Source organism: Streptomyces litmocidini (genome assembly GCF_014649755.1).
Lineage (GTDB): Bacteria > Actinomycetota > Actinomycetes > Streptomycetales > Streptomycetaceae > Streptomyces > Streptomyces litmocidini.
Genome location: NZ_BMTQ01000014.1, coordinates 178,728 through 196,504 on the forward strand (window position 1 = coordinate 178,728; position 17,777 = coordinate 196,504).

Genomic DNA, 17,777 nt, shown 5'->3' on the forward strand with positions numbered 1-17,777 from the left:
CCAAGAGGGGGACAGAGGGGGAAGTGTGTACGAAATAGCGCGCCGCCACCTGGGGAAGGTGGTGGCCGGAGCGGCCATGGCGGTGACGGGAACCGCCGTCGCGGTCGCCATCGGCCTGCCGGGATCAGCGGGGGCGGACGAATCCGCCGGAACGGGGGGACCCACCGGGGTCGCCGGGGCCCCCGGTGCGACGGCCGGCGGCCCGGCCGGTGCCACCGGCCGGGGGGAGGCCGCAGAGGGGGCCGCGGGATCCGCGCCGCCGCCGGCCACCGTGGTCCCGCCCGCGGCCGAGGGGAAGAAGGGCGTCGGCGCCGACCCGCTCACGGACGACGAACTCGCCCGGGCCGAGGCGCTGGCGCTGACCCCGCCCGCCGCCTCCGCACAGCGGGACGTCACGGGGGGCCGGGGCCCCCAGCGCCTCGGCACCCGGCTCGCCGACCCGGTCCCGGGCGACGCCTCGCGCCGCGCCGAGGTCCGTCTCTACGACTACGGCCGGGACGAGCTCATCACCAGGACCGTCAACCTCGACACCGGCAAGGTCGAGAGCTCCGGGGCGCAGCGCGGGGTCCAGCCCTCCGCCCACCCGGACGAGCTGCGCGAGGCCCTGGAGCTGATCCTCGCGAGCCCGCTCGGCAAGGGCGTCGAGGAGGACTACCGGGACGCCACCGGCAAGGAGCTGACCTCCAGCGAGCAGCTGTGGTCCAACGGCGACGTCTACCGCCCCTACCGCGAGAGCAAGGTGCCCGCGGCGCTCACCCGCTGCGGGGAGCACCGGTGCGTCCGGCTCGTCACCAAGGTCCCCAACGGGGCCTGGATCGACACCCGGAACCTGATCGTCGACCTCTCCGCGAGGACCGTCGCCCGCGTCGGCTGACCACCGGCCCGGCCACCCCACAGCCTCACGACACGTACGAGGGAGTACGTCCCCATGTCCATCCAGCGCATCCGGAACGGCCGCACCCGCAAGCGGGGCGCCGTCCTGACCGCCGCCGCCCTGCTCGGCACCGCCACGGCCGCCGCCGGCCCCGCGACCGGCGCCACGGCCGCCCCCAACCCGCCCGCGCCGACGAGTGCGGCGCGCACCACGCCCGACTGCTCGGCCGCGTACCGCATCACGCGGAAGCTCGACGGCGGCACCACCTGGCGCATGTGCTGGCGGTACGACACCGACGCCGGGCTCACGCTCGACCGGGTCACCTACCAGCCGCCCGGCGCCGCCGCCCCCATCAAGGTCCTCGACAGCGCCCGGCTCGCCCAGATCCACGTGCCGTACGACGACGGCGGCGCCGAGTACGACGACCTCACCGGCGCCGGCTTCGGCTGGGGCCTGCAGAACCTCAAGCCGGCCGAATGCCCCGGCGGCACGATCACCACCGTCAAGGTGGCCGAGGTCGGCGACGTCAAGGGCCTGTGCACCACCACGCGGGCGCGCGGGCACGCGTACCGCATGGCCGGCGACGGCGGCTCCAAGGTCTGGCAGGCCCAGGCCAAGGACCTGCTCGTCTACACCGTCAACAAGGTCGGCTGGTACGAGTACATCACCGAGTGGCGCTTCACCGCCGACGGCACCATCGGCGCCAACGTCGGCGCCACCGGCAGCCTCTCGCCCGTCGACTACAACGCCACCGACGGACGCGGCTGGCCCCTCGGCAAGGGCGCCCGCGGCTACGCCACCAGCCACGCCCACAACGTCTTCTGGAAGCTCGACTTCGGCCTGGACGGCTCCACCAAGGACCGGATCGAGCAGTTCGACTCCACCGTCACCGCGCCCCCCGCGGGCGGCGGCGGACCCACCGTGAAGACCAAGCGCACCGTCGTCACCAAGGAACTCGCCGGCGACGCGAAGAACATGCGCTGGTGGCGGGTGGTCAGCGGCACCGGCAAGAACGCCGACGGCCACGCCCGCTCGTACGAGATCGTGCCCGGCCACACCGACACCCACGCAGGACGCGGCTTCACCCGCCACGACGTGTACTTCACCCAGTCCCGCGCCTGCGAGAAGTTCGCGAGCAACAACATCGGCGGCTGCGCGGCCGGTGCCGGCGACAGCGTGGACAAATGGGTCAACGGTGAGACCCTGACCAAACCGTCCGTGTGGGTCAACATCGGGTTCCACCACATCGCCCGGGACGAGGACCAGCAGCCGATGCCGGTCCACTGGCAGGGCTTCCAGCTCGCGCCCAGGGACGTAACCGCTATGAATCCGCTCACTCCGGCCGATCTCGCCTCCCAGAACGGACAGCCCGATCTGGGGAGTTGAGGAAGCAGCCTGACGATCCTGCTGCACCGCCTCCCGCTCGCGGAGTACCCTTCCTTGATCGTTGTCACATGGTCATCCTGTCCGCCGGAACGGGTGTCCGGGAGCAGAAGGCGGTGCGCGGGTGAGCTCGGGAGGTCTGGAGCTGCCCCCAGGTGACGCGGGTCACGAGGGGGGCCCGGCCGACCCCGCGGAGGCGCCGCCCGGAGCGGCCGTGCCACCCGGCACGGTCACCGTCGGGCGGCCGGTGGAGATGGGGGCGGAGCTCGACTGGGGCCCCGAGGCCTGGAGCGAGGTCCGCACCCGCGCCCAGCGCGCCGGCCGCGCCTACATCTGGCTGAACCTCGTCGAACAGCGGCTGCGGGCCGTGGTCGCCGCCGTCCTGCGGCCCGTGTACGAACCGGTGCACGGCGAGGAGTGGGTGGTGGCCGCGGCCGGACCCGCCGGCCAGGAATGGGTCCAGCGGGCCGTCGCCGTCCGCGAGGTCTCCCGGCGCAAGGGCTACCTCCTGGACCCGGCCGACGACAACGTGCTGAGCTTCCTCACGCTGCCGCAGCTGCGCGAGCTGATGGTGCAGCACTGGCCCTGCTTCGAGCCCTACTTCGACGACCGGCGCGAGGTCGAGCTCGCCCTCGACGAGCTGGAGGTCACGCGGAACGTGGTCTCCCGCAACCGGGCCCTCTCGCTGACCGTCCTCGCCCAGTCCGAGCGGGCCTCCGCCCGCATCCTGGAGATCCTCGGCGGCGGCGCCGGGGTGCCGTCCGCCGACCGGCTGCCCGTGGACGCGGTCGAGGACCTCGTCGGCGACCGGTACGCGGACGTCGTCTCCGTCCACCCCGACCGGGTCCGGCTGCAGCGGCAGCTGCCCGCCGAGGACCTCTTCGGCGGCGCCCGCCGCCTCGACGCCACCGGCATAGGCCTCAACCTGCTCGTGCAGAACTTCTCCGGCCGCCGCATGGTCCGGCTCGCCGAGTCCGGCTGCCGCACCCGGCTGCTCTTCCTCAACCCCGCCAGCAGCGCCGTCAAGCGCCGTGAGCGCGAACTCGGACTGAAGAAGGGCGAGCTGAGCCGCTCGGTCGAGATGAACATCCTGCACATGCGCCGGGTCCGCTCGAAACTGCGCGATCCGGGCGCCTTCCAGATCCACGTCTTCGACGAGACCCCGCGCTTCACCGCCTACCTGGTGGACGGCGACGGGCCGGACGGCGTGGGCGTCGTCCAGTCGTACCTGCGCCGGGCCCGGGGCATGGAGGCGCCGGTCCTCGTCCTGCGCGGCGGCGGACGGAACGTCGTCCGGCACGGACAGGCCGCCCGTGACGGAGATCACGGACTTTTCGAGACGTACCGGGAGGAGTTCGAGTCGGTCTGGCTCGATTCCCGGCCCGTCTCCTGACCCGCCCCCGGGGGCGGCCGGGGACGTTGTCAGTGGTGCGTGCGAGGGTGGTCAGCACCACGGGGGAGATCACGCAAGGAGGACCCGATGGCTTGGCACGGCTCGACCCTTGTCGGCTTCGACCTGGAGACGACCGGCACCGAACCGCTGGAGGCCCGCATCGTCACGGCCTCGGTCGTCGAGGTCGACGGCGGGGGGCAGGTCAGGCGGCGGCGGGACTGGCTCGCCGATCCGGGCATCCGCATCCCGGAGCAGGCCGCCGCGATCCACGGCATCAGCACCGAGCGCGCGGCGGCCGAGGGCCGGCCGGCCCGCGAGGTCGCCGACGAGATCGCGACGACCCTCGCCGCCTACTGGGAGGACGGCGTCCCGGTCGTCGCGTACAACGCCTCCTTCGACCTCACGCTCCTCGCCGCCGAGCTCCGCCGCCACGGGCTCCCCTCCCTGGAGGAGCGGCTCGGCGGGACGGCCATCGGGCCGGTCGTCGATCCGTACACCATCGACCGGGCCGTCGACCGCTACCGGCGCGGCAAGCGCACCCTGGAGGCGGTCTGCGGGGAGTACGGCGTGGTGCTCGAAGCCGCCCACCAGGCCGCCGCCGACGCGCTCGCCGCCGTCCGGGTCGCCGTCGCGATAGCCGAGCGGCACCCGCAGGTCGCCGCCCTCGACCCGGCCGAGCTGCACGAGCGCCAGATCGGCTGGTACCGCGTCTGGGCCGAGGGCTTCCAGGCCTTCCTGCGCGGCAAGGGCGACGCGGAGGCGGTCGTCGACTCCGCATGGCCCCTGCGCGAGGCGGTCGCGGCGACCTGAGGCCCCCCACCGGGCCGGGCCGACGGCAGCGGCCGGCCGGGATCGGCGACGTCCGACCGGAACCGGTCCCTCAGGAGTTCTCCTCGAGGAAGGACAGCAGCAGCTCGTTGACCTTCTCCGGCCGGTCCAGCTGGAGCCAGTGCCCCGCGTCCTCGACCCGCTCGTAGCGCCAGTCGCCCGACACGTACTCCTCCGTCCCGGACATCGAGCGCTCGGTGAGGAACCGGTCGCCGGTCGACCACACGCCCATCACCGGCACGGACTCCGGCAGCGGCACCGCCGGTGCCTCGACGCCGAACTGGACCTCCGCCGGGATGCCCGCGCGGTAGATGTTCAGCGCGGCCGTCAGCGCGCCCGGCGCCCGCAGCGGCTCGATCACGGCCTCCGCGTCCGGGTGCTCGCCCAGCATGTCCCGCATCCCCGCGAAGTCGTCCCGCGCCAGCCAGTCCTCGGCGAGCCCGGCCAGCTGGAACAGCAGCATGTACCAGGAGCGCTGCTTCTGCTCCCAGCCCGCGGACCGGATCGACGCCAGATGCCCCACGGACAGGATGCTCAGGCTCCGCACCCGGTCGGGGAAGAACTGCGTCAGGGCCTGGGCGATGCCCGAACCCCAGTCGTGGCCCACCAGATGGACCCGGTCCAGGTCCAGCCGGGCGAGGAGTTCGACCAGGTCGCCCACGTGCTTGCCCGGGTGGTACGCCTCCGGGCCGCCCTCGGGGCGGTCGGAGGCGCCGAAGCCCCGCAGCGTCGGGGCGACGCACCGGAAGCCCGCCGCGGTGAGCGCGGCGACCTGATGGCGCCAGAGGTGGTGCGAGTCCGGGAAGCCGTGCACCAGCAGGACCGCTGGACCCTCGCCGCTCACCTCGACGTCCAGCGAGACGTCCGACAGTTCCACGCGCATCCTCGACACCCCGTTCGTCGCCGGCCGGTTCGACGGGGGACATGATGTCAGAACGGGTACCAGCGCACCTCGGGGTCTCCGTCCCGCAGCGAGGCCACCCGCCGCTCGAACTCGGCGAGCGCCTTCGGGTTCGAGGGCGCGTGCTGGGCCACCCACGCGCAGCTCGCGGTCTCCCGCGCCCCGCGCAGCACCGCGCACCCCTCCCACTCCCTGACGTCCCAGCCGTACGCCCCGGTGAAGGCCTCGTACGCCGCCGGGTCCAGTCCGTACCGGTCCCGGGAGAGGGCGAGGACCACGAGGTCGTGCTCGCGCAGATCGGAGGAGAAGGTCTCCAGGTCCACCAGGACCGGGCCGTCGGGGCCCACGTGCACGTTCCGGGGGAGGGCGTCCCCGTGGATCGGGCCCGGGGCCAGGTGCGGGGTGAGCGCGGCCGCCGCCGGGGCGAAGGAGTCGCGCCGCTCCCGCAGGAACGCCGCGTCCGCCGGGTCGATCGCGTCCCCCGCGAGCCGCAGCCACCGCTCGACCCCGCCGAGCAGCTCACGGCGGGGGAGCGCGAGCCCCGTCGGCTCCGGCAGCGCGTGCACGGCCCGGAGCAGCGGCGCCAGGTCACGGGGCTCCGTCGGCCGCACCGCATCCGGCAGCCGGTGCCAGAGCGTGACCGGACGCCCGTCCACGAGCCGGGGCTTCTCCTCGGCGGCCCGGACGGCCGGGACACCCGCCGCCTCCAGCCAGGAGGCCAGCGCGAGCTCCCGCTCGGCCCGCGCGAACAGCTCCGCGTCCCGGCCGACCTTCACCACCAGGTCGCCCACCGCGAAGACCGCGTTCTCCCCGAGGGCGAGCAGCCGCGCCTCCTCCACCGGCAGCCCCGCCCCGGCCAGGAACTCCCGTGCCCGCGCCTCGTCCATCGACCTCTCCCTCACCTGTGCGTTCCGGCCAAAGTCTCCCATCCGCGCGGATCGTCCCGCAGGGCGCCTTGACGGCCCCACGCCCCGTCAGCACCATGACGGGGTTCCCACGGCGACGTCATCAGCAGGGGTCCCCCCGGACGGAGTCCGGGGAGAACGGGGGTCTGATCGTGAGTTCGGTGACCGCGACGAAGCGGCCCGGCGGCGCGCGCGCCCCGGGCGCCGCCCCCGCGACACGGCCGCGCGGCCCCGACCTCGGCGCCTGGTTCCTGGTCCTCCCGGCGCTCCTGCCGATCCTGGTCCTCAGCGTCGGCCCGCTCCTCTACGGCATCGCGCTCGCCTTCACCGACGCCCAGTCCGGCCGCACCCAGGCCACCCGCTGGACCGGCACCCTCAACTTCCAGGACCTGCTGCACGACACGCTCTTCTGGGAGTCCTTCCGCATCGGCGTGGTCTGGGCCGTCGGGGTCACCGTCCCGCAGTTCCTGCTCGCCCTCGGACTGGCCCTGCTGCTCGACCAGGACCTCCGCCTCCGCCGACTGGCCCGGGCCCTCGCCATCATCCCCTGGGCGATGCCGGAGGTCGTCGTCGGCATCATGTGGCGGCTCGTCTACAACCCCGACGCCGGCGTCCTCAACGAGACCCTCCGGAACCTGGGCCTCGGCCAGGGCCACGACTGGCTCTCCGGACTCGCCACCGCCCTCCCCGCCGTCATCGTCGTCGGCGTCTGGGCCGGCATGCCGCAGACCACCGTCGCCCTGCTCGCCGGACTCCAGAACACCCCGCGCGAACTCCACGAGGCCGCCGCCCTCGACGGCGCCGGAGCCTGGCGCCGCTTCCGCGCCGTCACCTGGCCCGCGCTGCGGCCGGTGGCCCTCGCCGTCACCGCCCTCAACCTGATCTGGAACTTCAACTCCTTCGCCCTGGTCTACGTCCTGACCAACGGCGGACCGGGCGGCCGGACCCGGCTCCCCATGCTCTTCGCCTACGAAGAGGCCTTCCGCTACGGGCAGTTCGGCTACGCCGCCGCCATGGGCTGCGTGATGGTCGCCGCCGTGTCGGTGCTCATCGCCCTCTCCCTCGTACGCCGTCTGAAAGGGGACCAGGACCGGTGAGCGCCCTGCGGACGAGCGGGCCGGCGCGAGCGGGCCAGTACCTGGCCCTCCTCGCGTACCTGGCCTTCCTCGCCCTCCCCTTCCTCTGGCTGGTCTCCACCGCCTTCAAGCCCGCACCCGAGCTGGCCTCGCTCCACCCCACCTGGATCCCGAAGGACCCCACCCTCGACAACTTCCGGCAGGCCTTCGACGAGCAGCCGCTGCCGAGGGCCGCCGCGAACAGCCTCCTCGCGGCCGCCTCGGCCGCCCTCGTCGCGGTGGGCATCGCCACCCCGCTGGCCCACGTGACGGCCCGTCACCGGGGTCGGCTCTCCGGCGCCGCCACCGGCTGGGTGGTGATCAGCCAGGCCTTCCCCTTCGTCCTCGTGATCATCCCGCTCTTCCTCGTCCTCAAGAACCTGCACCTGATCAACAGCGTCGCCGGTCTCGTCCTCGTCTACGTGGTCTGGTCGCTGCCCTTCGCCCTCTGGATGCTCATGGGGTACGCCAGGGCCGTCCCGGCCGAGCTGGAGGAGGCCGCCGCCGTCGACGGCGCCGGCCGGATCCGCACCCTCGTCTCGGTCACCGCCCCGCTGCTCGCCCCGGGCGTCGTCGCCACCGCCCTCTTCGCCTTCGTCACCGCCTGGAACGAGTTCTTCTTCGCGCTCGTGCTGCTCAAGTCCCCGGAGAAACAGACGCTCCCGGTCGTCCTCACCCACTTCCTCGGCGCCGAGGGCGTCGCCGACCTCGGCCCGCTGGCGGCCGCGGCCTTCCTCGCGACCCTGCCGTCCCTCGTCGTCTTCGGGGTGCTCCAGAAACGGATCGCGGGCGGGGCGCTCGCCGGGGCGGTGAAGTCGTGAGACGACGGATCCTCGCCCTCACCGCCGCGCTCGCCCTGCTCCTCACCGGGTGCGCCTCCGGGGACGACGGCCCCGACGACGGTGTCGTACGGCTCCGGTTCCAGTCCCTCGCCTGGCAGGAGGAGTCCGTCGACGCCAACCGGCGACTGGTGGACGAGTGGAACGCCGGCCACCCCGGCATCCAGGTCGAGTACGTCCAGGGCAGCTGGGACTCCGTGCACGACCAGCTCCTCACCTCCTTCGAGGGCGGCGAGGCGCCCGACCTCATCCACGACGCCTCCGACGACCTGGCCGACTTCGCCTACGGCGGCCGGCTCGCCGACCTCCGCCCGCTGCTGTCCGAGCGGTTGCGCGCCGACATCCCCGCCGCCGGCTGGGAGACCACCACCTTCGGCGAAGGGGTGTACGGCGTGCCGTTCCTCCAGGAACCGCGCGTCCTCATCGCCAACCGGAAGATCCTGGAGTCCTCCGGCGTCCGCGTCCCCACCCCCGAGAAGCCCTGGAGCTGGACCGAGTTCCGGCGGATCGCCCAGGACCTCACCCGGACCATGGGACCCGGCCGCCACGCGGTCGCCTGGCCGCTCAGGGAACCCGTCTCCGTCAGCCTCAACCTCGGCGTCTCGGCCGGCGGCCGGCTCTTCCACCGGGACCCGGACGGCCGGGTCACCCTCGACTTCACCGAGGCCGACGGCATCGTCCCCGGCACCGTCCACGACCAGGTCGTCACCGACCGGACCGCCCCGCGCACCACGCTCGGCAGCGGCGGCTCCGACACCCTCCCCGGCTTCTTCGCCGGCAAGTACGCCATGGTCCCCCTGGGCTTCGCCTACCGGCAGCAGATCGCCCAACAGGCCCCGGAGGGCTTCGAGTGGACCGTGCTGCCCGCACCCGCCGGCGACGGGGGCCTCGCCCAGGGCGTCTCCCCGCAGACCCTGTCGATCGCCGAGGACAGCCCCCACAAGAAGGAGGCGGCCGCGTTCCTCGACTTCTTCCTGCGCCCGGCGAACATGGTGCGGCTCGCGCGCGGCGACTGGATGCTGCCGACCGGCACGGCCGCCCTCGCCGACCCCTCCCTGCACACCGCGAAGGACGGCTGGGCGACCGGGGCGGCGGTGGCACGGTGGCTGCGGCCCGCGCCCGCGCAGTCCGTACGCGGCTACCCCGAGTGGAAGGACAAGGTGGCGACCCCGGCCTTCCAGGAGTACTACAGCGGCGCCATCGACGGCACGGAGCTGCGCAGACGTCTGGTCGAGGACGGCAACCGGGTCCTCGCCCGCTATCAACGCAGATGACGGATTCGTTATTACGAAACCTTGTTGAATAAGTCACAGATGGATGAAGGGTCTTCTCCGCGCCCCCGCCATCGGACAGTGTTCGAACCGGCCACCGTGCCGCCCCCCACGAGGCGCGGTGGCCGTCTCCCTCCGCCCCCGCGGCGGTCGCCTACATTTGCCCCATGACGAAGGCGAAGACCTACGCGGCCCTGCTCCGCGGCATCAACGTGAGCGGACGCCGGAAGGTCCCCATGGCGGAGCTCCGGAACCTCCTCGAAGGCCTCGGACACACGGGCGTCCGCACCTACCTCCAGAGCGGCAACGCCGTTTTCACCACCGACTCCGGCGCCGGCGAGGACGAACTCGGGGCCGCGCTGGAGGAGGCGATCGAGGAACGCTTCGGCTTCCGCGTCGACTGTCTCGTCCGCGGCGGCGACTACCTCGCCGCCGTCGCCGGCGCCTGCCCCTTCCCGGCCGCCGAACTCCAGGGCAAGCAGCTCCACGCGATCTACTACTCCGGGCCCGCCGACCCCGAGCGCTTCGCCCCCCTCGACCGAGAGGCCTTCCTGCCCGAGGACTTCGCCCTCGGCGACCGCGTGCTCTACCTCTACACCCCCGACGGCCTCGGGAAGTCCAAGCTGGGCGAGGCGGTCTCCCGGCCGTCCGTCGTGAAGGGCCTCGTCGCCACCGCCCGGAACTGGAACACCGTGCTCAAGCTCATCGAGATGACACGGGAGGACTGACCCCGAAGCGGCCCAGTCGAACGGTCACGAAATGGCCCGTGGCACCGGGCCATCTCCTCGCTAGATTCAAGGCCATGACGAGCACCGAGACCACGACCGCCGCCCGCCCCACCGTCGACTTCTACTTCGACCCCGCCTGCCCCTTCGCCTGGATCACCTCCCGCTGGATCCTGGAGGTCGAACGCCACCGGGACATCGACCTCCGCTTCAAGGTCATGAGCCTGTACTTCCACAACGAGGGCAACACCCTGCCCGACTGGTACCGCGAGCTCGTCGACGCCTCCCTCGGCCCCGTCCGGGTGGCGGCGGCCGCCGCCGAACAGCACGGCCAGGAGATCCTGCGGCCGCTCTACACCGCGTACGGCACCCGCATCCACGAGAAGAAGCAGAAGGACTTCGACGCCGTCATCGCCGAATCGCTCACCGAGGTCGGCCTCCCGCCCGAACTCGCCGCCGCCGCCCACGATCCCGCCCACGACGAGGCCGTCCGCCGCAGCCACGAGGCGGGCAAGGACCCCGAGGCGGGCGCGTACGTCGGCACGCCCACGATCCACGTCGACGGGACGGTGTGGTTCGGACCGGTGCTGCGGGCGATCCCGCGCGGCGAGCGCGCCGCGGCGCTCTTCGACAGCTTCCGGGTCCTCGCCTCCGACCCGGACCTCTTCGAACTCAAGCGCACCCGCACGGGGGGCCTGGACTTCAGTTAGCCCGATCTTCGACGCGCTCCGTCGAACGGCGCGTCGCACTCGATCACCATCGACCGGGGCCGGCGGAGCTGTGGGCCGCCGAGGGCCGACCGCGGTGGAAGGGCCTGGAAGGAATCAAGCCCGCCCGGCGGCTGCCGGGGCAGCGGTGCCGGCGGCCCGGGTCTGCCCGGGCCGCCGCCGTAGTGCCGGCCTCGGGCCCGTCAGGTCCGCCCGAGGGCCCGGTGGATCCACCGGGCGGGCACGGGTCTGACGGCTTGTCCGCCGCCGCACCGGCAACCGGCCTGCCACGTTCGCAGGTGTCCACGCAGAGGGGCCGAGCCCCGCACGATCCGTACCGGGGGGCCCGGGAGCCCGTGCCCCTACCGGGCCGACCCCGAGACGGCGTTGCGGGCCCGGGTACGAAATCGACAATGCCGGGACCAGGGACTATTCGTAAATGTACTCCCACTCGGAGCAGGCGACCGGAGTCGTGTCCGAGGCGCCGTCCACCGTGCACACCCGCATCTTGTAGGTGTAGAGGCTGTAGAGGTTTCCGTCGGTCTTGTAGACGCCGCCGGCATCAGCCCCCTTGCCGTTGTACCAGGAGGCCCACGGCGACTCGCTCTTTTCCACATAGGCACGCACACCGTGACCGTCGGCGAGGTAGTCGAAGAGGCCGAAGTCGTCGCCGTCGTCGTAGAAGTGCAGAGCTCCGGCGAGCTTGCCGCCACTGTAAAGGTAGACGGCCTGGTCCGTGGCGGAGGCCGGAGTGGCGATGCCCACCAGGAGGGCGGGTGCGGCCAGGAGGGTAAGCCATTTCTTGGACATGGAGACATCCTCGATTCGTTCCGGTGGACAGATCGCACTGCACGGCAATCGTTCCACGTCGGAGATGATGGAAGGTCGCGACGTCGGCAGCCGCTTCAGGGGAGTGCGGAAATCACCGATCCCCGGAAATGTCTGTGCGAGTCGTTGCTCTCGCCGACAGGACGAGAACGTACACCGGCCCGAACCCCCGCGCCACGGGTTTGCACCCAGGAATCGGAGAAGGCCATCCTCATGTTTTCCGTGCAATCTCAGACAACTATTCACCGCCCTGCCGAGGGAGTTCGAGCGGGGGCGGGGTCCGGATCCTGTGCCGCCTGTGGCGCACCGAGCGCACCTTCCTCCTCCGGGAATTGACGACCCGCACGATTGACGGTGCCTGTATGCGGCGGTGGTTCACGCGAGCTATCCGCCCATTGCCGGGTCTGCACACGGCGCCCGGGTGCACGGCTGCCGGCCGTTTCGGTACCGAAGTCCCTTCCCGGGCACAGGAGATGGCTGCCATCGGCTGCGGCACCACGGCGTTGGCCCGTGAACGCCCGTGGCATCCCCCACACTTGCAGAGCCTGGCGATCGACCGGCCCTGTTGCGTGATTTATTGAGGTTTTCTTGAGCTTTGGCGGGCCGTTGGTGAAGGGAAGTCCGAAATTTCACGGAAAACGCGAGAATGATCTTCTCCGATTCCTGGGTGCAAACCCGTGGCGCGAGAGTTCGGGCCGGTGTACGTTCTCGTCCTGTCGGCGAGAGAAACGACTCGCACAGACATTTCCGGGGATCGGTGATTTCCGCACCCCCCTGAAACGGCTGCCGACGTCGCGGCCTTCCACCATCTCCGACGTGGAACGATCGCCGTGCAGTGCGATCTGTCCACCGGAACGAATCGAGGATGTCTCCATGTCCAAGAAATGGCTTACCCTCCTGGCCGCACCCGCCCTCCTGGTGGGCATCGCCACTCCGGCTTCCGCCACGGACCAGGCCGTCTACCTTTACAGTGACGGCAAGCTCGCCGGAGCTCTGCACTTCTACGACGACGGCGACGACTTCGGCCTCTTCGACTACCTCGCCGACGGCCACGGTGTGCGTGCCTACATCGAGGTGAGCGCGGGCACCGAGCATTGGTACGAGTGGGGCAGCTTCTACAACGGCAAGGGAGCAGATGCCGGCGGCGTCTACAAGACCGACGGAAACCTGTACTCCATCAACGTGTACAGGATGAAGGTGTGCACGGTGGACGGCGCCTCGGACACGACTCCGCTCAAGTGCTCCGCCTGGCAGAAGATCGTCGAGTAAATCGCCCACGCGGGCGCGGCGCCCGCTGCCGCGTGGCTTCGGCTGCTCCGACCGCCGGGCCCGACGGACAGGCAGCCCCCCGGACGACGCCGGGTCGAGGCTATGCCGAAGGCGCGGACCGGTCATTCGGTCCGCGCCTTCGGCATACCTCCGCCCCCGGTCCCCCAGCGGTGCGAACCCCGCCGTGCGGCCGGCACAGGACGGGCGCCTGGATGCGCCCTTCGACCGCCCGACGGCCGGCGACCTCACCGGCCGTCCCCGCACGGGACCGCGTCCGCCGGCTCGAACAGAGCATCCGAACGAGCGGTGAGCCGTACGACGCGCCGTTCGACGGTGCACGTCGAAGAATCGGGTCGGGGCCTGTCGCGAAAGTTCAAGACCGGGTGCGGGGGCCTTCCCTACGGTCGACGGCATGAACGAGATCCACACCCACCTCACCGCCTGCGCCGCCGAGGCCCGCCGCGTCGCCCGCGGCGTCCGCGCCGACCACCTCGCCGCCCCCTCCCTCTGCGACGGCTGGACCGTTCGCGAACTCGCCAACCACCTCGTCCTCTACACCTCTCACGGCCTCGAACACCGCGCCCTGCGCACCCAGCTCCCCGAGGAGACCGTCCAGCGGGACTTCGCGGGCGAGGACGGCTGGGCCGAGGCGTACGCGGTCCAGCTCGACCGGGCCCTGGCCGCCTGGGAGAAGCCGGACGCCTGGGAGGGGGACGTCGACATGGGCGGCAGCCCCGTGCCGGCCGCCGAGATCGCCGCCATGCTCGTCGGGGAACTCGCCCTGCACGGCTGGGACCTGGCCCGCTCCACCGGACAGGACGTCGCCCTGCCCGAGGCCACGGCGACGTACCTGCTCGACGTGGTCGAGCGGTACGCGGAGACGTACCGCCGGTACGAGGGCTTCGCCGCCGCCGTCGGCGTACCGGACGACGCCCCGGCGCTCGACCGCGCCCTGGCCGTCAGCGGACGGAACCCGAAGGGCTAAGCGGTCCTGGCGACCGGGCGGCGGCCGGCGTTCGCCCCGTCGTACCGCTCCAGGAGCAGGCGGCCCAGCTCGGGGGAGGGGCCCAGGACCTCCGCGAGGACGTCGGCCCCGGCCGCGCCCGCCGCGATGCGGTCCGGGAGGCGGCCCGGGGCGATCACGTACGGGGACACCGCGACCCGCCGGACGGCCGGGTCCGTGCGCAGGGCGCGGACGGCGTCCTCCGCGCGGGGGAGGGATGCGGAGGCGAACGCGGGCCGCACGGAGCACCAACCGGTGCGCCGCAGCTCCCGCGCCGTTTCTGCGATCACCGCGATCGCCTCCGGGTCGGTGGAGCCCGCCGAGGCCAGGACGACCCCGGTCGTGGGCTTGTCGGCGGGCGTGAGGCCCGCCTCGTACAACCGCCGCTCCACCGCCGCGATCAGCAGCGGCGACGGGCCGAGGACCTCCGCCTGGCGGATGCTCAGGGACGGGGGCGCCTGGCGCAGCACGGCGGGGACGTCGGCCTTCGCGTGGAAGGCCCGGGTGAGGAGGAGCGGCAGGGCCACGACCTCCCGCACCCCGTCGGCGGCGAGCCGGTCGAGGACCCCCGGCACCGACGGCAGGTTGAAGTCCAGGAACGCCGTCTCCACGCGCAGCCCCGGCCGCAGCGCACCGGCCCGGCGCACCAGCGCCTGGACGGTCGCCGCGTGCCGCGGGTCGCGGCTGCCGTGGGCGATCACGAGAAGGACGGGACGGTTCACGGCGCGGTTCAGCCCTTCGCCAGCAGGCCGCGGCGGCGGAGCACCGCGCGCTCCAGGGGGCTGAAGATGAGCAGGTCGATGGCGATGCCGACGATCAGGATCAGGATGATCGCCAGGAAGATCCCCGCCATGTCGATGTTGTTGCGTCCGTTCTCCAGGAGCTGGCCGAGGCCGAGGCCGAGGTCGGGCGAGGACGCGATGATCTCCGCGGCCATCAGCGAACGCCACGAGAACGCCCAGCCCTGCTTGAGACCGGCGAGGTAGCCGGGGAGCGCGGCCGGCATCACGATGTGCCAGGCGCCCTTGAGGCCCGTGGCGCCGAGGGTCTGGCCCGCCCGCAGGAAGAGCGGCGGGACCTGGTCGACGCCGGCGACGAGGCCGTTGGCGATCGAGGGGACGGCGCCGAGCAGGATCACCGCGTACATCATGCTGTCGTTCAGGCCGAGCCACAGCACGGCCGGTGCCACCCAGGCCACCGAGGGCAGCGACTGGAGTCCCGCGAGGATCGGGCCGATCGCCGCGCGCACGAACTTCACGCGGGAGACGATCAGGCCCAGCGGGGTGCCGATGACGAGCGCCAGGAGGAAGCCGAAGAGGGCCCGGGAGACGCTGGTCCACAGGACGTCGAGGAGCGTGCCCTCCAGCCACATCGTGGTCAGGCTGTCCCACACGGCGGACGGGGCGGGCAGCTTGTACTCGTCGGTGACCTTCAGGGACACCAGGAGCTGCCAGACGCCGAGGACGAGCACGACGGCGACGACCGGCGGGAACACCTTCTTGACCAGCACCTCGCGGACCGGGGTCCGTCGGATCTGCACGGTGTCGAGGGCGTCCAGACCGGCTTCGAGGCCGGCGAGGTCGTCGGTCTTGGGTGTGGTGTCAGTGCTGGCCATGGCGGCGGATCTCCCCACGCAGGTGCTCGGTGATCTCGAGGGACAGCTCCGCCACGGCGGAGTCCTCGATGCGGCGCGGCTGAGGGATGTCGATGGTCCACTCGTGCGCGATCCGGCCGGGCCGGGACGAGAGGAGGACGACGCGCTCGGCCAGCCGCACGGCCTCGCGCACGTTGTGGGTGACGAAGAGCACCGACAGCTTCGTCTCCCGCCAGATCCGCGTCAGTTCGTCGTGCAGGACGTCGCGGGTGATGGCGTCGAGCGCGGCGAACGGCTCGTCCATCAGGAGCAGGTCGCTGTCCTGGGCGAGCGCGCGGGCCAGCGCGACCCGCTGCCGCATGCCGCCGGACAGCTCGTGGACCCGCTTGCCGTACGAGCCGCCGAGCCGGACGAGTTCGAGCAGCCGCTCGGCCTCCTCGCGGCGCCCGGCCTTGGGCACCCCGCGCAGCCGCAGGGCCAGTTCGATGTTCTTGCCCGCGGTCAGCCACGGGAAGAGGGCGTGCTCCTGGAACATCAGGGCCGGCCGGCCGCCGGGGGTCTCGATGGACCCCGCGGACGGCCGGTCGAGCCCGGCGACCAGGTTGAGCAGCGTGGACTTGCCGCAGCCCGAGGCGCCCAGGAGGGTGACGAACTCGCCGGGGGCGACATCGAGCGAGATGTCGTCGAGGACGAGCTGCCCGCCGGCGGGTCCGCCGAAGGACTTGGAGACATGCTCGATACGGGCGGCGTGGGTCACCGCCGCACGGTCCTCGGCCTTGGCGAGCGTCGCGGTCGTGGCCATGGTCGTCACCTCCTGGGGATCAGCTGCGGGCTGTTACTTCGCGCCGAGACCGGCGTCGGAGACCTCGGGCTGGCCCGCGGCCTTCAGGACCTTGTTGAGCGGCTTCAGGTCGTAGATGCCGGACAGCTCCGGCTTCTCCAGGAGCCCCGCCTTCACGGCGTGGTCGGCCTGGGCCTGGAGGGTGGCCGCCAGCGGGTCGTCGGTGAACCGGATGGACGGCCACGCGGCGTCGATCACCTTCGCGCCCAGCGCCTTGCCCGAGAGGTCCTTCAGCTTGGCGTTGGCCGAGGCCTTCGCCCTGTCCTGGTTGGCGTTGATCCACTGGTTGGTCTTCACCGAGCCGCGCAGGAACGCCTCGACGACGTCGGGGTGCTCCTTCAGGAACTTCTGCGACACGATGATGTTCGTGATGACGAACTTCTTGTCCGGCCACAGGTCGGACTCGTCGAGCAGCACCTTCGCGCCGTCGCCGACCAGCTTCGACGCGGTCGGCTCCGGCACCCAGGCGCCGTCGACGGCGCCGGAGGCGTAGGCGTTCGGGGTGACCTTGTTGTCCGTGCGGACCACGGAGACGTCGCCCTTGCCGCTCTGGGCGTCGACCTTCCAGCCCTTCTCGGAGATCCAGTTGAGGAAGGCCACGTCCTGGGTGTTGCCGAGCTGCGGGGTGGCGATCCTCTTGCCCTTGAGGTCGTCCAGGGTCTTGATCTTCGCCGGGTTCACCACGAGCTTCACGCCGCCGGAGGCGGCACCGCCGATGATGCGGAGGTTGCTGCCCTTGGTCTTGACGTAGCCGTTGATGGACGGCGAGGGGCCGATGAAGCCGATGTCGATCGAGCCGGCGTTCAGCGCCTCGATCTCGGACGGGCCCGCGTTGAAGGTGGTGGCGACCAGCTTGGTGCCGCCCAGCTCCTTCTGGAGGATGCCCTCCTTGTCACCGACGAGCGCGGTGGCGTGCGTGAGATTGGGGAAGTACCCGAGCCGTACGGTGTCGGCGGAGAGCTTCTCGCCCTCGGCGGCCACCTTCTTCGTGGCGTCGTCGTTCTTGGCCTCGGAGCCGTAGCCGCAGGAGGCGAGCGCGCCGATCATCAGCGGCAGGGCGGCGGCGGCGACCAGGCCGCGGCGCGGGGTGGTACGGGTGGTGGCAGGCACGGGTGGTGTTCCCCTCGGTTCGACTTCTCAGCGAAGTCTGCGTCTATGTCGTTCGGGGTGGAGCGGGTGGAGCCGTGTGGCGCCGCTCGTGCGGCGCACCGAGGTCAGCACGCACATCGCGCGACCCCTCCCATGCCCGAGCCGAGGGCGCCGGAGCCCACCCGGCCGCCCTCCTTCGCGAAGCCGGCGTA

18 protein-coding genes are annotated in these 17,777 nt (G+C 72.1%); 11 read left to right on the top strand and 7 right to left on the bottom strand.

All coding sequences use genetic code 11. The features are described 5' to 3' along the window. The first annotated feature begins 25 nt into the window (after positions 1-25). The 4 genes from IE180_RS26995 (at position 26) to IE180_RS27010 (ending at position 4,460) form a co-directional block, all read left to right on the top strand. The gene (locus tag IE180_RS26995; RefSeq protein WP_229860919.1) at positions 26-874 is read left to right on the top strand and encodes a Tat pathway signal sequence domain protein; all 849 of its coding nucleotides are present in this window, start codon (positions 26-28) and stop codon (positions 872-874) included. A 54-nt stretch (positions 875-928) separates the two neighbouring features. After that, complete coding sequence (locus tag IE180_RS27000) at positions 929-2,260, top strand: copper amine oxidase (RefSeq protein ID WP_190159560.1); 1,332 nt, start codon at positions 929-931, stop codon at positions 2,258-2,260. A gap of 121 nt (positions 2,261-2,381) precedes the next feature. Further along, positions 2,382-3,650, top strand: coding sequence for a DUF5919 domain-containing protein (locus IE180_RS27005; protein ID WP_190159561.1), 1,269 nt, complete (start codon positions 2,382-2,384; stop codon positions 3,648-3,650). An 87-nt stretch (positions 3,651-3,737) separates the two neighbouring features. Beyond that, the gene (locus IE180_RS27010; protein WP_190159562.1) at positions 3,738-4,460 is read left to right on the top strand and encodes a 3'-5' exonuclease; all 723 of its coding nucleotides are present in this window, start codon (positions 3,738-3,740) and stop codon (positions 4,458-4,460) included. Positions 4,461-4,530: 70 nt separating this feature from the next. Here the strand turns inward: IE180_RS27010 and IE180_RS27015 are convergent, their stop codons facing one another. Beyond that, entirely contained in the window at positions 4,531-5,361 is an 831-nt protein-coding gene (locus tag IE180_RS27015) for an alpha/beta fold hydrolase (protein ID WP_190159563.1), read from the bottom strand. A 47-nt stretch (positions 5,362-5,408) separates the two neighbouring features. Then, complete coding sequence (locus IE180_RS27020; RefSeq protein WP_190159564.1) at positions 5,409-6,266, bottom strand: phosphotransferase enzyme family protein; 858 nt, start codon at positions 6,264-6,266, stop codon at positions 5,409-5,411. Positions 6,267-6,436: 170 nt separating this feature from the next. Between IE180_RS27020 and IE180_RS27025 the strand changes: the two genes are divergently transcribed. The 5 genes from IE180_RS27025 (at position 6,437) to IE180_RS27045 (ending at position 10,944) form a co-directional block, all read left to right on the top strand. Next, on the top strand, positions 6,437-7,381 hold the full coding sequence (locus IE180_RS27025; RefSeq protein WP_190159565.1) for a carbohydrate ABC transporter permease: 945 nt from the start codon (positions 6,437-6,439) through the stop codon (positions 7,379-7,381). Next, positions 7,378-8,220, top strand: coding sequence for a carbohydrate ABC transporter permease (locus tag IE180_RS27030; RefSeq protein ID WP_190159566.1), 843 nt, complete (start codon positions 7,378-7,380; stop codon positions 8,218-8,220). The genes IE180_RS27025 and IE180_RS27030 overlap by 4 nt, the downstream gene beginning before the upstream one ends. After that, positions 8,217-9,512: an ABC transporter substrate-binding protein gene (locus IE180_RS27035; RefSeq protein WP_190159567.1), complete on the top strand. Its 1,296-nt coding sequence runs from the start codon at positions 8,217-8,219 to the stop codon at positions 9,510-9,512. The genes IE180_RS27030 and IE180_RS27035 overlap by 4 nt, the downstream gene beginning before the upstream one ends. A gap of 164 nt (positions 9,513-9,676) precedes the next feature. Beyond that, positions 9,677-10,237, top strand: a complete 561-nt coding sequence (locus tag IE180_RS27040; protein ID WP_190159568.1) for a DUF1697 domain-containing protein — start codon at positions 9,677-9,679, stop codon at positions 10,235-10,237. A gap of 74 nt (positions 10,238-10,311) precedes the next feature. Further along, positions 10,312-10,944, top strand: a complete 633-nt coding sequence (locus IE180_RS27045) for a mycothiol-dependent nitroreductase Rv2466c family protein (RefSeq protein ID WP_190159569.1) — start codon at positions 10,312-10,314, stop codon at positions 10,942-10,944. A gap of 426 nt (positions 10,945-11,370) precedes the next feature. Here the strand turns inward: IE180_RS27045 and IE180_RS27050 are convergent, their stop codons facing one another. After that, on the bottom strand, positions 11,371-11,751 hold the full coding sequence (locus tag IE180_RS27050; RefSeq protein ID WP_190159570.1) for a hypothetical protein: 381 nt from the start codon (positions 11,749-11,751) through the stop codon (positions 11,371-11,373). 891 nt (positions 11,752-12,642) lie between these two features. Here IE180_RS27050 and IE180_RS27055 point away from each other — a divergent pair. Further along, positions 12,643-13,038, top strand: coding sequence for a hypothetical protein (locus tag IE180_RS27055; protein ID WP_190159571.1), 396 nt, complete (start codon positions 12,643-12,645; stop codon positions 13,036-13,038). A 412-nt stretch (positions 13,039-13,450) separates the two neighbouring features. Further along, a complete protein-coding gene (locus IE180_RS27060; protein WP_190159572.1) occupies positions 13,451-14,023 on the top strand; it encodes a TIGR03086 family metal-binding protein in 573 nt (190 codons plus the stop codon). Here IE180_RS27060 and IE180_RS27065 read toward each other — a convergent pair. Genes IE180_RS27065 through IE180_RS27080 form a run of 4 tightly spaced genes read right to left on the bottom strand, consistent with a single transcriptional unit; the run spans position 14,020 to position 17,586 of the window. Next, positions 14,020-14,763, bottom strand: a complete 744-nt coding sequence (locus tag IE180_RS27065; RefSeq protein WP_190159573.1) for a sirohydrochlorin chelatase — start codon at positions 14,761-14,763, stop codon at positions 14,020-14,022. The two genes, IE180_RS27060 and IE180_RS27065, sit on opposite strands and share 4 nt — an antisense overlap. Before the next feature lie 8 nt (positions 14,764-14,771). Continuing rightward, a complete protein-coding gene (locus IE180_RS27070; protein WP_190159574.1) occupies positions 14,772-15,656 on the bottom strand; it encodes an ABC transporter permease in 885 nt (294 codons plus the stop codon). Beyond that, on the bottom strand, positions 15,643-16,437 hold the full coding sequence (locus tag IE180_RS27075; protein WP_190159575.1) for an ABC transporter ATP-binding protein: 795 nt from the start codon (positions 16,435-16,437) through the stop codon (positions 15,643-15,645). The genes IE180_RS27070 and IE180_RS27075 overlap by 14 nt, the downstream gene beginning before the upstream one ends. 33 nt (positions 16,438-16,470) lie before the next feature. Next, on the bottom strand, positions 16,471-17,586 hold the full coding sequence (locus IE180_RS27080) for an aliphatic sulfonate ABC transporter substrate-binding protein (RefSeq protein ID WP_190159576.1): 1,116 nt from the start codon (positions 17,584-17,586) through the stop codon (positions 16,471-16,473). Positions 17,587-17,777 lie beyond the last annotated feature (191 nt).

What these genes read in the sequence shown, in the direction of transcription:
- IE180_RS27000 (WP_190159560.1), top strand. Translation starts at nt 929, where the DNA reads ATGTCCATCCAGCGCATCCGGAACGGCCGCACCCGCAAGCGGGGCGCC.
- IE180_RS27010 (WP_190159562.1), top strand. Translation starts at nt 3,738, where the DNA reads ATGGCTTGGCACGGCTCGACCCTTGTCGGCTTCGACCTGGAGACGACC.
- IE180_RS27015 (WP_190159563.1), bottom strand. Translation starts at nt 5,361, where the DNA reads ATGCGCGTGGAACTGTCGGACGTCTCGCTGGACGTCGAGGTGAGCGGC.
- IE180_RS27020 (WP_190159564.1), bottom strand. Translation starts at nt 6,266, where the DNA reads ATGGACGAGGCGCGGGCACGGGAGTTCCTGGCCGGGGCGGGGCTGCCG.
- IE180_RS27040 (WP_190159568.1), top strand. Translation starts at nt 9,677, where the DNA reads ATGACGAAGGCGAAGACCTACGCGGCCCTGCTCCGCGGCATCAACGTG.
- IE180_RS27045 (WP_190159569.1), top strand. Translation starts at nt 10,312, where the DNA reads ATGACGAGCACCGAGACCACGACCGCCGCCCGCCCCACCGTCGACTTC.
- IE180_RS27050 (WP_190159570.1), bottom strand. Translation starts at nt 11,751, where the DNA reads ATGTCCAAGAAATGGCTTACCCTCCTGGCCGCACCCGCCCTCCTGGTG.
- IE180_RS27055 (WP_190159571.1), top strand. Translation starts at nt 12,643, where the DNA reads ATGTCCAAGAAATGGCTTACCCTCCTGGCCGCACCCGCCCTCCTGGTG.
- IE180_RS27060 (WP_190159572.1), top strand. Translation starts at nt 13,451, where the DNA reads ATGAACGAGATCCACACCCACCTCACCGCCTGCGCCGCCGAGGCCCGC.
- IE180_RS27070 (WP_190159574.1), bottom strand. Translation starts at nt 15,656, where the DNA reads ATGGCCAGCACTGACACCACACCCAAGACCGACGACCTCGCCGGCCTC.
- IE180_RS27075 (WP_190159575.1), bottom strand. Translation starts at nt 16,437, where the DNA reads ATGGCCACGACCGCGACGCTCGCCAAGGCCGAGGACCGTGCGGCGGTG.